11 protein-coding genes are annotated in these 13,399 nt (G+C 72.5%); 2 read left to right on the plus strand and 9 right to left on the minus strand.

Features of this window, described 5'->3' with window-relative positions; translation table 11 throughout:
• Positions 1–78: 78 nt before the first annotated feature.
• Together AC2CHE_RS04590 and AC2CHE_RS04595 are read right to left on the minus strand one after the other, a co-directional pair.
• Positions 79–522 (minus strand): hypothetical protein, encoded by a 444-nt coding sequence (locus AC2CHE_RS04590; protein ID WP_484503625.1) that lies wholly within the window; start codon positions 520–522, stop codon positions 79–81.
• 26 nt (positions 523–548) lie between these two features.
• On the minus strand, positions 549–1,835 hold the full coding sequence (locus AC2CHE_RS04595) for a serine hydroxymethyltransferase (protein WP_484503626.1): 1,287 nt from the start codon (positions 1,833–1,835) through the stop codon (positions 549–551).
• A 34-nt stretch (positions 1,836–1,869) separates the two neighbouring features.
• Between AC2CHE_RS04595 and AC2CHE_RS04600 the strand changes: the two genes are divergently transcribed.
• Complete coding sequence (locus AC2CHE_RS04600) at positions 1,870–3,363, plus strand: SDR family oxidoreductase (RefSeq protein WP_484503627.1); 1,494 nt, start codon at positions 1,870–1,872, stop codon at positions 3,361–3,363.
• A gap of 5 nt (positions 3,364–3,368) precedes the next feature.
• Here AC2CHE_RS04600 and AC2CHE_RS04605 read toward each other — a convergent pair whose 3' ends face one another.
• The 4 genes from AC2CHE_RS04605 to prmC all read right to left on the minus strand — a co-directional run bounded on the left by AC2CHE_RS04605 (position 3,369) and on the right by prmC (position 7,744).
• Positions 3,369–5,483, minus strand: coding sequence for a transglycosylase domain-containing protein (locus AC2CHE_RS04605; RefSeq protein WP_484503628.1), 2,115 nt, complete (start codon positions 5,481–5,483; stop codon positions 3,369–3,371).
• 96 nt (positions 5,484–5,579) lie between these two features.
• The gene (locus tag AC2CHE_RS04610) at positions 5,580–6,191 is read right to left on the minus strand and encodes an arsenate reductase/protein-tyrosine-phosphatase family protein (protein ID WP_484503629.1); all 612 of its coding nucleotides are present in this window, start codon (positions 6,189–6,191) and stop codon (positions 5,580–5,582) included.
• Positions 6,192–6,836 (minus strand): L-threonylcarbamoyladenylate synthase, encoded by a 645-nt coding sequence (locus AC2CHE_RS04615; protein ID WP_484503671.1) that lies wholly within the window; start codon positions 6,834–6,836, stop codon positions 6,192–6,194. It abuts the gene before it with no gap.
• Positions 6,836–7,744, minus strand: a complete 909-nt coding sequence (gene prmC, locus AC2CHE_RS04620) for a peptide chain release factor N(5)-glutamine methyltransferase (RefSeq protein ID WP_484503630.1) — start codon at positions 7,742–7,744, stop codon at positions 6,836–6,838. Before prmC ends, AC2CHE_RS04615 begins: the two co-directional genes overlap by 1 nt.
• 127 nt (positions 7,745–7,871) lie before the next feature.
• On the opposite strand from prmC, the gene AC2CHE_RS04625 reads away from it, so the two are divergent.
• Entirely contained in the window at positions 7,872–9,422 is a 1,551-nt protein-coding gene (locus AC2CHE_RS04625; protein WP_484503631.1) for a GGDEF domain-containing protein, read from the plus strand.
• 3 nt (positions 9,423–9,425) lie between these two features.
• Here the strand turns inward: AC2CHE_RS04625 and prfA are convergent, their stop codons facing one another.
• The 3 genes from prfA to rho form a co-directional block, all read right to left on the minus strand.
• Positions 9,426–10,514 (minus strand): peptide chain release factor 1, encoded by a 1,089-nt coding sequence (gene prfA, locus AC2CHE_RS04630; protein WP_484503632.1) that lies wholly within the window; start codon positions 10,512–10,514, stop codon positions 9,426–9,428.
• Between the two features lie 130 nt (positions 10,515–10,644).
• Entirely contained in the window at positions 10,645–10,869 is a 225-nt protein-coding gene (gene rpmE / locus AC2CHE_RS04635; RefSeq protein WP_484503633.1) for a 50S ribosomal protein L31, read from the minus strand.
• A gap of 297 nt (positions 10,870–11,166) precedes the next feature.
• Positions 11,167–13,272 (minus strand): transcription termination factor Rho, encoded by a 2,106-nt coding sequence (gene rho / locus AC2CHE_RS04640; RefSeq protein WP_484503634.1) that lies wholly within the window; start codon positions 13,270–13,272, stop codon positions 11,167–11,169.
• Positions 13,273–13,399: the final 127 nt, after the last annotated feature.

The raw sequence follows: 13,399 nt of genomic DNA on the forward strand, positions 1-13,399 counted from the left end.
CGTCAAGCCGAAGTCAGCCTACTCCTGTCCGGCCGGCAGGACAGGCCGACAAACGCCGGGGAAACGCCAGCCGTACGGTCAGTGATCCGACGGACGGTCCACGCTGGGCAGCGGGGAGCGCAACGCCCAGGTCAGGTGGGCGCCGGTCCACACCACCACGGCCGCAATGATCGCCGCGCCCATGTCCGTCAGCCCCGGCCATCCGGTGGCCGCCACGGCCGCCATCGCCACCCCCAGGATGACGATCTTCGTGGCGTAGGTGACCAACCCCACCGACATGATCAGTCGCGGATGGACCGCGTCCGCCCAGGCCACCGAGAGACCCGAGATCAGATAGCTGACGACCACCAGGGCGATGCCGGCGGCCACCCCCGCCGCCCCCGTCGGGCCGCGAAGCACCGCGGCGGCCGGCACCGCGACCACGGCCAGCGCGGCACAGGCCAGCAGCGGCAGGCGCAGGTACGGCAACCGGGCCCGGATGGCGCCGGGCTCCCCGGCCCGGGGCGCGGTCGCCGGGGGCACGCCGGATCCGCCCGTAGGGTGCGCGCTCATCGGGGGTACGCCGGGAACTCGGCGGCCAGTTCGGTCACCTCGGCGGCGATCCGGGTCAGCTCGTCGGCGCCACCCGGGGCGGACGGGTCGGTCCGCACCGCTCGGGCGATCAACCCGGCGACCTGGCGCATCTGCGCCTCCCGCATGCCCTGGGTGGTGACGCTGGGCGTACCCACCCGGATCCCCGAGGCGACCATCGGCTGCTGCGGGTCGTACGGGATCGCGTTCTTGTTGAGCGTGATCGTGGCCGCGTCACACCGCCGCTCGGCCTCGGCGCCGGTGACCCCGGTCTCCCGCAGGTCGATCAGGGCCAGATGGGTGTCGGTGCCGCCGGAGACCGGCCGCATCCCCTCGGCGGCCAGGCCGGCGGCGAGCGCCCGCGCGTTGGCCACCACCTGCGCGGCGTAGCTGCGGTACGCCGGTTGCGCCGCCTCGTGCAGCGCGACGGCCTTGGCCGCCACGGCGTGCATCAACGGGCCGCCCTGGGTGAACGGGAAGACCGCCTTGTCGATCCGCTCGGCCAGCGGCTCCCGGCAGAGGATCATGCCGCCGCGCGGGCCGCGCAGCACCTTGTGGGTGGTCGCGCAGACCACGTCGGCGTACGGCACCGGCGACGGGATCGCCTGCCCGGCAACCAGCCCGATGAAGTGCGCGGCGTCCACCATCAGGTACGCGCCGACCTCGTCGGCGATCTCGCGGAACCGGGCGAAGTCGATCAGCCGTGGGTAGGCGGTCGCCCCGCATATGATCATCTTTGGTTGGTGGGTACGGGCGAGATCCCTGACCTCGTCGTAGTCGATCAGCTCGGTGTCCCGTTGGACGGTGTAGCCGACGGGCTTGAACCACCGGCCGGAGAAGTTCACCCGGCTGCCGTGCGTCAGGTGCCCGCCGTGCGGCAGCTCCATCGCCAGCACGGTGTCACCCGGCTGCATCAGGGCGGCGTACGCGGCCAGGTTGGCGCTCGCGCCGGAGTGCGGCTGGAGGTTGGCGTGCTCGGCGCCGAAGAGGTCCTTCGCCCGGGCGATGCCGAGTTCCTCGGCCCGGTCCACCTGCGCGCAGCCGCCGTAGTAGCGCCGGCCCGGATAGCCCTCGGCGTACTTGTTGGTGAGCGTCGAGCCCAGCGCGGCCAGCACCGCGGGCGAGGTGAGGTTCTCACTGGCGATCAGCTGCAACCCGCCACGCAGCCGGCCCAGCTCGCCCAGCACCACCTCCGCGATCTCCGGGTCGGCCGTGCTGAGCTGCTCGAAGTCCGGCCCCCAGAAGGTGCCCTCGGCGGTCTCCACAGCGCCAGAGTCTAGGAGACCGCAGACTGGAGGCGTGAGATGCCTGGTGACCGGAGCGACCGGATACATCGGCGGGCGCCTGGCGCCGCGCCTGCTGGACGAGGGGCACACGGTGCGCTGCCTGGCACGGCGGGCCAACCGGCTGCGCGACGTGCCGTGGGCCGCGCAGGTCGAGGTGGTCGAGGGTGACCTGAGCCGGCCGGAAAGCCTCGCCGGGGTCTTCGACGGCGTCGACGTGGCGTACTACCTGGTGCACTCGCTCGGTCAGGCCGGCTTCGAGGCCGCCGACCGGCAGGCCGCGACGACCTTCGCCGAGGCGGCCCGCGCCGCGGGCGTACGCCGGATCGTCTACCTGGGCGGACCGGAGCCGGCACCCGACGACGTCGCCTCGGCGCACCTGCGTTCCCGCGCCGAGGTGGCCCGGATCCTGCTGGACAGCGGGGTGCCCACGGTGGTGCTGCGGGCGGCGGTGATCCTCGGCTCCGGCTCGGCCTCCTTCGAGATGTTGCGCTACCTGACCGAGCGGCTGCCGGTGATGGTCACCCCACGCTGGGTGAGCAACCGGATCCAGCCGATCGCGGTCCGCGACGTGCTGTACTACCTGGTCGGCAGCGCGGCGCTGCCGCCGGAGGTCCACCGGGCCTTCGACATCGCCGGTCCGGACGTGCTGACCTTCGCCGAGATGATGCAGCGTTACGCCCGGGTGGCCGGGCTCTCCCGCCGGATCCTGCTACCGGTACGCCTGCTGACGCCCACCGTCTCGTCGCACTGGGTCGGGTTGATCACCCCGGTGCCGAACGCGCTCGCCCGGCCCCTGGTGGAGAGCCTGGTGCACGAGGCGGTCGCGCACGAGCACGACATCGCGGAATACCTGCCGGACCCGGCGGACGGGCTCACCGGTTTCGACCGGGCCGTCGAGCTGGCGCTGACCAAGGTACGCGACGCCCAGGTGGAGACCCGCTGGTCGAACGCGGTCGGAGCGGACGCGCCCGCCGAGCCGCTGCCCAGCGACCCGCACTGGAGCGGCGGCACCGCCTACACCGACCTGCGGGAGCAGACGGTGGCGGCACCGCCGGAGGCGTTGTGGCAGGTGATCGAGGGGGTCGGCGGAGAGAACGGCTGGTACTCGTTCCCGCTCGCCTGGTCCGTACGCGGCTGGTTGGACCGGCTGGTCGGCGGGGTGGGGCTGCGCCGGGGCCGCCGTAACCCGCACCGGCTGCAAATCGGCGAGGCACTTGACTTCTGGCGGGTGGAGGAGATCATCCCCGGCGAACTGCTGCGGCTGCGCGCCGAGATGCGGCTGCCCGGCCGGGCCTGGCTGGAGATGCGGGTCCAACGGGACGACACTGGTCAGGTCAGCTACCGGCAGCGGGCGGTCTTCCTGCCCCGAGGACTGGCCGGGCACGCTTACTGGGCCGCGGTGACCCCGTTCCACGCCGTGGTCTTCGGCGGGATGGCCCGCAACATCGCCGAGGGCGCCGAACGGTTGGCGGCAGCCGCCCCGGCCCGTGGACCGGCCGCCGGCTGAGGCGGTCAGTTGCCGGTGCGTTGCCCGGTGACCCGCCAGGCGGTCATTTCACTCGGCGGCACGAAGTCGCGGACCGGCTCGTCGCGCAGGGCGTAGGAGAGGATCTCGCCGACCGCCTCCACCATGGCGGTCTGCACCGCGCGCCCGACAGCGTCGCGCGGCTCGTCGGGGTTGGCTGCCATCGCCGCCACCGCCAGCTGCGGGGTGAGCGCCACGACGGTCTCCGTGGCGTACCGCTCGGAACTGCCCGTCTTGCCCACCACCGGCCGGTTGAGCTGACCGCGCAGCCGGGTCGCCGTGCCACCGGCACAGCCCTGGTACATGGACTGGTCGCCGACCGGGCAGCGGGCCGCGTCCGCCGCCGCCCGGGCCACGTCGACGTCGAGCACCTGCCGGCAGTCCGGCTGCCCGGCGGCCACCGGACGACCGTCGGCGTCGGTGATCGAGGTAACCGGCGTCGGCGCGCACCAGGTGCCCTCCGCGCCCAGCGTCGCGTACGCGCCAGCCAGGTCGAGCGGGGTGGTCGCGGACACGCCCAGGGTGAACGGCCCCCATTCACGTGCCCCGTACCGGGCCAGCCGGGCGTCGTCGTCGGCCCGGAACACGATGCCGAGCCGTTCGGCCATCTCCACCACCCGGTCCGCGCCGACCCGCTGGGTGAGCCAGGCGAAGTAGGTGTTGACCGAGTCACCGAAGGCGGTCCACATGTCGTGCCGGCCGCTCACCGAGGCGCTGGCGTTCTCCGGGCACCAGTACCCGCCGCAGTTCGCCTCGCTGCCGCTGACCTGGAAGTCGGTCACGATCCGCCGGGGCGCGTCGAAGACGGTGTTCAGGGGCAGCCCGGCCTCCAGCGCGGCCAGCATGGTGAAAAGCTTGAACGTGGAGCCGGCCTGGTAGCCGACGATGGTGCCGCCGCCGGCGACGAGTTGGTTGACGGTGTTGGGGTGGTTCTGCTGTCCACCCGGGTTCGCGGTCACGCTGAAGACCCGGTTGACCGACATGGCGAGCACCCGTCCGGTGCCGGGTTGGACCACCGCGGTCGGCATGGCGTGCGGGTGCTCGGCCGGGTAGACCCGCCGCACCTGTTCGGTGGTGGCCCGCTGCACGCCGGGGTCGAGTGAGGAAACGATGCTGAACCCACCCCGGCGCAGGGTGCGCTGCCGCTCGTCGACGCTGGCGCCGAACGCCTTCTGACTGCTCCACCAGCGGGTGAACCAGTCGCAGAAGAACCCCCAGTCGTTGTGTCCCTCGGGCACCGCGGTGCAGTCGTTCGGAGTCTCGCTGGGCCGCAGGGCCAACGGCTGGGCGGCGATCCGGGCCGCCTCCTCCGGCGCGGCCACGCCCGACTCGACCATCCGGTCCAGCACGTAACCGCGCCGGGCGGTCGCGCTGTCGGCGTCCCCGTTGATCGGGTCGTCAGTGTGCGGAGAGCGGACCAGCCCGGCCAGCAGCGCCGCCTGGGCCAGCGTGAGCTTCGCCGGTGAGGTGGAGAAGTACCGTTTGCTGGCGGCGGCGATGCCGTACGCGCCGGCACCGAAGTACGCGATGTTGAGGTAGCGGGTGAGAATCTCGTCCTTGGTCAGCTCCCGCTCCAACGCCAGGGCGTACCGGATCTCCTGGACCTTGCGGGCGGTGCTCACCTCGGTGGCCGCGGCCCGCTGCGCCTCGCTGAGCCGGGGATCCGTGCTCAGCACGTTGCGCACGTACTGCATGGTCAGCGTGGAGGCGCCCTGCCGGGTGGTGCCGTCGCGCCGGTTGGCGGTGAAGGCCCGCACGATGCCCCGCAGGTCCACCCCGCTGTGCTGGTGGAAGCGGGCGTCCTCGGCGGCGATGATGGCCTGCCGCATCACCGGCGCCACCTCGTCCAGCGGCACATCGACCCGGTCCTCCTGGTAGAAGGAGGTGATCAGGGTGGTGCCGTCGTTGGCGTAGAGGTTGGATCGTTGCGCCGTCGGCGGCGTCCGCAGCGTGTTCGGCAGCTCCGCGTAGGGCGCGGAGAGAGCCGAGAATCCGATGCCGAACACCAGCGCGGCCGGCAACGCCGCCACCGCCAGCGCCAGGCCGGCCAGCGTGCCGGCCAGCAGTACGGTGAACATCTTCGGCAGGAACGCCCGGGTCATCAGCTCTCCCCGCAGGAGCCGTCAGGACTCCCTCAGGATGGCGCTAATCGCCCTTTCTGCCGTGCCTTTCCCCCAAACCCGGATGGAATTCGCCGATCAGGGGAGCAGTAGCGCGGCGAGCGGCCGCACCGTCTCCTCGATCTCGTCGGCCACCCGGGTGAAGCACTGGTCACCGCGCCCCCAGGGGTCGTCGAGGTCGTCGGTGGGCAACGCGGCGGTGCCTTGTCGGGCGCCGTGTGCCGCCTCGACCAGCGCCACGCCACGGGTGTGAACCGCGTCGGCGGTGGCCTCTGCCGCCGGCAACGCGGCCGGACCGAGGGCGGCCAGCAGCCGGCCGAACTCGCCGAGCACGAACGTGCGGGCGGCGGCGTCGGGCCGCAACGCGGTCACGTACTCCTGCTGGTCGGCGGTGGCGGTCAGGACCAGGTCGGCGGCGTCGATGTGTTCGGAGCGCAGCTTGCGGGCGGTGAACCCGGCGACGTTGCCGCCCCGGTTGGTGACCTGCCGGGCGGCCGGCGGGTTCATCTCCTCACCGGCGTGCCAACCACCGGTGCCCGCGCTGTGGCTGTGCAGCAGCTCCTCGACCCGCTCCGGATCGACCTCGCGCCGGGCCAGCCGGTCGGCCACGGCGAGGGTGAGCAGCCGCTCGGCCATCGGCGAACGGCAGATGTTGCCCATGCAGACGTGCAGGACGGTGAAGGGGGGCACCTACGCCACCTGACTCTCACGCAGTTCCGGTACCACCTCACGCAGCCGAGCCAGGTCGATCGCGCCCGCCCGGACGAGCAGCGGCTCGTCGCCGGTCAGATCCACGATCGTGCTGGGCCAAGGATCCACTGCCGGCCCCGCCTCCAGGTAGGCCCGGACGGAGTAGGCGAGCTGGTCGCGTGCCTGGTCAGCAGTGAGCGCGGCCGGTTGGCCGATCGTGTTGGCCGAAGCGACAGCCATCGGCCCCGTCTCCCGCAGCACCTCCAGCGCCACCGGGTGCAGCGGCATGCGCACCGCCACCGTGCCGCTGTCGTCGCCGAGATCCCACCGCAGGCTCGCCGAGTGCCTGATCAGGATGGTCAGCGCACCCGGCCAGAACGCCTCGACCAGGTCTCGCGCCGCCGTCGGCAGGGTGTAGGCCAGGCCGTCGAGGGTGTGCCGGGAGCCGATCAGCACCGGTGGCGGGGCGTGCGGGACGCCCTTGGCGTCCAGCAGCGCCTTGACCGCGTACGGAGTGAACGCGTCCGCGCCGATCCCGTAGACCGTGTCGGTCGGCAGCACGACCAGCTCGCCGTTGCGGACCGCCTCGATGGCCGCGGCGATGCCGCGGTCCCGGTCGGCGAGCGATCGGCAGTCGTAGAGCATCACGAGGAGCCAGTCTGCCACGTCGCGGCCGCACCGGTCGGCGGGCGGTCCGCGAGACGGGACGCCGTGACGAAGCGCGGCCGATCGGCGAGGTCGCGGTGGTCGACGATCATGGCGTACCGACCGTCGGCGGCGAGCAGACTCGGCACCACCACGCCGTGGCTGTCGTCGTGCTCGATGCCGAGGACACCGCCGGGACGCAGCAGGAAGCCCGCGCGGTCGATCACCCGGCGGATGACGTCCAGCCCGTCCGCCCCACCGAACACGGCCTCCGCCGGGTCGTGGTCGGCGACCTCCGGGGGCACGGCCACGGCCAGCGGGACGTACGGCGGGTTGCACAGCAGCACGTCCACCCGGCCCGCCAACTCGTCCAGCAGGGCCGGATCGGTGGCGTCCGCCGACACCACCTCGATCGGCCGGTCACCGGCGGCTGCCCGGGCCCCCGCGTTGCGCCGCAGCCAGGACAGCGCCTCCGGGGCGCGTTCCACCGCCACCACCCGGGCCTGCGGCACCTCGGACGCCACCGAGAGGGCGATCGCGCCGGACCCACTGCACAAATCCACCACCAGCGGCTCCGGCCGTCCGCCGGCCCGCGCGGCCGTTCCGGCCTGGTCGACGCCCCAGCCGGCGAGCAGTTCGGTCTCCGGGCGCGGCACGAAGACGCCCGGCCCGACGGCCAACTCCAGGTGCCGGAAGCCGGCGGCGCCGGTGAGATACTGCAACGGTTCCCGTCGCGACCGGCGGGCCACCAGCGCGCGGTACCCGTCAAGTTGCTCGTCGGTGAATCCGTTCGCCAGGGCCAACCGCCCACGAGGGACCTCGAGCACGTACGCGGCCAGCAGCTCTGCCTCCGCGCGGGCCGAGGTCACGCCGCTGGCGGCGAGAGCACGGGCCGCTTCGGCGATCATGGGCGTCGGACGGTGACGTCCCGTCCCTTCGGACGGGTGTTGCGGTGCGGTGGTCACGCAACAATCATGAAGCGTCGCCGTGCACGTGCATAAGCGGGTGCAGCGGCAAACCGACAGGAGGTCGCGGGTGGGCTGGCTCGACCGGGTCGAGGACCAGGTTGACGCCCTGACGAAGGCGCGGGCGTTGCAGGAGGTGAGCCGTTCCACCGAGGCGTACGGACTCCTGGAGGGGGTGCTGCGTGCCACCCGCGACCCGAACGCCCAAGCCGACGCGCTCGTGCAGCGGCTCTCGGCTCTGATCAATCTCGGGCGCACCGCCGAGTACACCCGCGCCATCGAGGAGGCGTCCGCGGCCGTACGCGACCTCGCCGAGCCCTATCTGCACGGGCACCTCAACGCCCTGGCCGCGTTGGCCGCCCACCATCAGGGTGCCCTGGACCGCTGCGTGACGCACCTGGTCAAGGCCGCGCGGGCGCTCGGGGCGGTGGAGGATCCGGACCGGGACACCGCCTGGGGTTGGCACGACCTGGCGATGGCCTACTCGTACCTCAGCTTCCACGGTTACGCCCTGGGCGCGATCGAACGCGCCCGCCAACTCGGCACCGCCGCCGGCATCCCGGAGGAGACGTTCGCCGCGCCGGGCATCCGACTGCGCAACGCGGTAGCCCTCGACCACACCGGTGACAGTGACGGCTGTCTGCGGGTACTGCGGGATGTCGGCGGCGACCTGGGCCGGTTCGTGACCGCCGGACGTGCCGACCGGCTGCGCCCCAGCAGCCTGGCCGCCTACGGCTACGCCGCCGTCCGCCGGTGCGCCCTCGGCGACGAGGTCGACCTTGCCCCGGGCCGGGACCCGGCCCGGCTGCTCGGCTACGGCGCGGACAGTGCCCGGGCCCGCGACATGCGCCAGCTCGGCCAGGTCTGCCTCGCCATCGCCGGCGGGCGTCCGATCGAGGCGGTCACCCGGCTGGACACGGTCCAGGTGTCCGCCGAGACGCTCGGCGCGGCCGAGCCGGCCCGGCTGCGCAGCATGGCACTGGGACGGGCCGGCGACCACGCCGCCGCGCACCGGGCCGACCGGCGGGCCTTCCGACTCGCCGCGCAGCGCCACGACCGGCTCCGCGACGTCTACATCGACGGCATCGCCGCCCGGATCGACCATGAGGAGATGCGCCGGGAGGCGGCGCGGTTCGAGGGGGAGGCGCTGACCGACCCGCTGACCGGGCTGCCCAACCGACGCCGGCTGGAACGCTACATCGCGGCCGTGGTGGCCCGGGGCGAACGGGTCGTGATCGGCGTCTGCGACCTGGACGGGTTCAAGGCGGTCAACACGCGGCACGGGCACCACTCGGGGGATCTGGTCCTGCAACGCGTCGCCGGAGTCATCAACCGGGTGATGCGTCGGGGCGACTTCGTCGCCCGCTACGGCGGCGACGAGTTCGTGGTGGTGCTGCCGGAAGCGGGGATGGCCGAGGCGGTTGAGGTGGCTCGGCGGATCGACGCCGCCGTGCGCACCGAGGACTGGGAGTCACTGGTACCGGGCACCCCGGTCGGCGTCAGCATCGGCTTCGCCGAGGTGGGCGCGGGCGGCCCCGGGCAGCGGGACGCGCTCGGCGCGGCCTTCGAGGCCGCCGACCGGGAGATGCTGCGGGCCAAGGCCCGGCCACGTAGCGCCTGAGGCTCAGCGGCGGGTCAGCTCCGGGTCGCCCGCCAGGCGCGCGGCCCGGTCCGCCTCGCTGAGCGCGTCGAGCACGCCGTCCAGCTCCCCCGCGAGCACCAGGTCGAGGTTGTACGCGGTGAAGCCGATCCGGTGGTCGGTGATCCGATTCTGCGGGAAGTTGTACGTCCGGATCCGCTCCGAGCGGTCCACCGTGCGCACCTGGGCCTTGCGGGCGTCCGACGCGGCGGCGTCGGCCTGCTCCTGCGCGGCGGCCAGCAGCCGGGCGCGCAGGATCCGCATCGCCTGCTCCCGGTTCTGCAACTGGGACTTCTCGTTCTGGCAGGAGACCACGATGCCGGTGGGCAGGTGGGTGATCCGCACCGCCGAGTCGGTGGTGTTCACCGACTGCCCGCCGGGACCGGACGAGCGGAACACGTCGATGCGCAACTCGTTCGGGTCGATCGTGACGTCGACCTCCTCGGCCTCCGGCAGCACCAGCACACCGGCCGCGCTGGTGTGGATGCGCCCCTGCGACTCGGTGACCGGAACCCGCTGCACCCGGTGCACACCGCCCTCCCACTTCAACCGGGACCAGACGCCGTTGCCGCCCTCGGGCGCACCCTTTGTCTTGATCGCCAGCGAGACGTCCTTCACCCCGCCGAGGTCGGAGTCCTGCGCGTCGATCACCTCGGTGACCCAGCCGCGCCGCTCCGCGTACCGGGTGTACATGCGCAGCAGGTCACCGGCGAACAGCGCGGACTCCTCGCCGCCCTCGCCCGCCTTGATCTCCACGATGACGTCCTTGGCGTCGTGTGGGTCGCGCGGAATGAGCAGTTCGGCGAGGCGATCCTCCAGCACCGGCAGCGTCGCCGCGATCGTCTCGGCCTCAGCCGCGAAGGAGGCGTCCTCGGCGGCCAGTTCCCGTGCGGCGGCAAGATCTGCCCGAGCCTGCTCCAGCTCGGCGGCGGCCTTGTGCAGTGGCACCAGCTCGGCGTAACGACGGCCGACCCGACGGGCGGTGCCCTGGTCGGCGTGGATCGCGGGGTCGGCCAGCCGCTTCTCCAACTCGGCGTACTCGTCGAGGAGGGCGGTGAGGCGTTCACTGCTCATGCTGGGGATCGCTCCTTGCAGACTGTCGGAAACCCCGCGCGGTGTCCCGCCGTCGCTCGCGGGGGAACCGGACACAGACGACCGACGCCCGCGCCCGGCGATGAACCGGACGCGGGCGTCAGACGAGGAGCTACTTGGCCTTCTTGCCCTGAACCTTGGCGTACTTCTGCTGGAACTTCGCGACCCGACCAGCGGTGTCCAGCACGCGCTGCTTGCCCGTGTAGAACGGGTGGCAGGCGCTGCACGTCTCGACGTGGATCGAGCCGCCCTTGGCGGTGCTGCGGGTGGTGAAGGTGTTACCGCAGGAGCAGCTGACCTCGGTGGTCGAGTACTCCGGGTGGATGTTGGGCTTCATGTCGCCTCGGTCCTCTCGTCTGTGGTCGCCGGGTCGCCCCTGGTCTGCCGCTGCCTGCGATGGGGGCGTGAACCGGAACCGGTGGCCGATTGACCAGTCTGCCACGGGCTTCGGTGGGCCCTGGAATCGGGCCGCACCTGTTGGTCGCCGGTAGCAACATCGGGCCAGCCGTACGCATTCCCACCACCCGCAGGAAGCATTCCTCTGCCGTCCCGCCGCCGCGCTCCGGCCGATCCGGGTACGCGAAGGGGCGGGGCCGGCCGGCCCCGCCCCTTCGTCGATCGTCGTCGGCGGACGTTACTCCCCCGGCGTCGACTTGGCGATCTGCATCAGGAACTCGATGTTGGTACGGGACTGCTTCAGCCGGTCCAGCAGGAGGTCCAGCGCCGCCTGCGAGTCCAGCGAGTGCAGCACCTTGCGGAGCTTGTGCACGATGGCCAGTTCCTCCGGCGCGAGCAGGATCTCCTCCTTACGCGTGCCGGACGGGTGGATGTCGATGGCCGGGAAGGTCCGCTTGTCAGCGATCTTCCGGTCCAGCTTCAGCTCCGCGTTTCCGGTGCCCTTGAACTCCTCGAAGATGACCGTGTCCGCCATCGAACCGGTTTCCACCAGGGCGGTGGCGAGGATGGTCAACGAGCCGCCGTTCTCGATGTTGCGCGCCGCGCCGAGGAACCGCTTCGGCGGGTACAACGCGGTGGAGTCGATACCACCCGACATGATCCGGCCGCTGGCCGGCGCCGCCAGGTTGTACGACCGGCCGAGCCGGGTCACCGAGTCGAGCAGCACGACCACGTCGTGACCCAGCTCGACCAGGCGCTTGGCCCGCTCGATCGCCAGCTCGGCGACGGTGGTGTGGTCCTGCGGCGGGCGGTCGAACGTGGCCGCGATGACCTCGCCCTTGACCGACCGCTGCATGTCGGTGACCTCTTCGGGCCGCTCGTCCACCAGCACCACCATCAGGTGGCACTCCGGGTTGTTGTGCGTGATGGCGTTGGCGATCGCCTGCAGCACCATGGTCTTACCGGCCTTCGGCGGCGAGACGATCAGCGCCCGCTGCCCCTTGCCGATCGGCATGACCAGGTCGATGACCCGGGTGGTGAGGATGTGCGGCTCGCTCTCCAGCCGCAGCCGCTCCTGCGGGTACAGCGGAGTGAGCTTGTAGAACTCCGGCCGGCGCTTGGCCTCGTCGGGCTCCATCCCGTTGATGGTGTCCAGCCGGACCAGCGGGTTGTACTTGTCGCGCCGCTGCTCACCGTCGCGCGCCGCCCGGACCGCGCCGGTGATCGCGTCACCGCGTCGCAGGCCGTACTTCTTGATCTGGGACATCGACACGTAGACGTCGTTGGGGCCGGCCAGGTAGCCGGTGGTCCGGACGAAGGCGTAGTTGTCGAGCACGTCCACGATGCCGGCCACCGGCACGAGCACGTCGTCCTCGCCGACCTGCGGCTCACGGCCACCGTCGCCGCCGGAATCGTTGCGGTCACCGCGGCCCCGACGACGGTCCCGGAAGCGGCTGCGCCGGCTGCGCCGACCGCCGCTATCGCCGTCGTCGTCACCGTCGTTGTCCCGCTCGGCGCGCTGTCCACGGTCACCCCGGTCGCCACGCTCGCCACGGTCACCCCGGTCGCCACGCTCGCCGCGGTCGGCACGCTCGCCGCGGTCGGCACGGTCACCCCGGTCGGCACGCTCGCCGCGGTCGGCACGGTCACCCCGGTCGGCACGCTCGCCGCGCTCGGCACGGTCACCCCGGTCACCCCGGTCGGCACGCTCACCCCGATCGGCACGCTCACCCCGGTTGGCACGCTCACCCCGGTCGGCACGCTCACCCCGGTCGGCGCGATCACCGCGCTCGGCGCGATCACCCCGGTCGGCACGGTCACCCCGGTCGGCACGCTCACCGCGCTCGCCGCGCTCACCCCGATCGGCACGCTCCGCACGGTCGCGGCCGGACCGGCCCTCGGACCGCTCGCCCTCGGCGGCAGCCTCCTCGGCACGCGGCTCCGCCACGGCCGTCCGGCTACGCCGGCTACGGCCACGTCCTTCGCTCTCGACGCTGGCGGCCGGCTGTTCGGTGCCACGGCGCTCGGCCTCCGGCCGCTCACCCGTGTCCCGTACCTCCGCGTGCACCTCCTCGCGGACCGGTGCGGCGGCCGCCGCGACCTCGGCCCGTGGTCGAGGGGCTCCGGCAGCGCCGCCCTGCCGCTCGGTGATCGCGCTGATCAGCTCGCCCTTACGCATGCGAGCCGTCCCCGAGATGCCGAGAGACGCGGCCAGGCTCTGCAGCTCCGGCAGCAGCATCGCCGACAGGCCCGTGCCGCTGCGCCGACGGCGGGCGGGGGCAGCGGTGGTGGCATCGCCAGCGACGTTGGAAACATCCGACGTCACGTCGGTGGTGTCGCTCAATGGATTCCTTCCCTCGATAGGCCGGGACTGCCCGGAATCGACAACAGGTGGCCGGGCGGCCTCGGTACACCCGCCTCGCATGACGCTTCGCGGGAGTCTGCAACACAGCAGCCGGTCGGTCTCCCAA

The organism is Micromonospora sp. ATLC16, assembly GCF_057196645.1.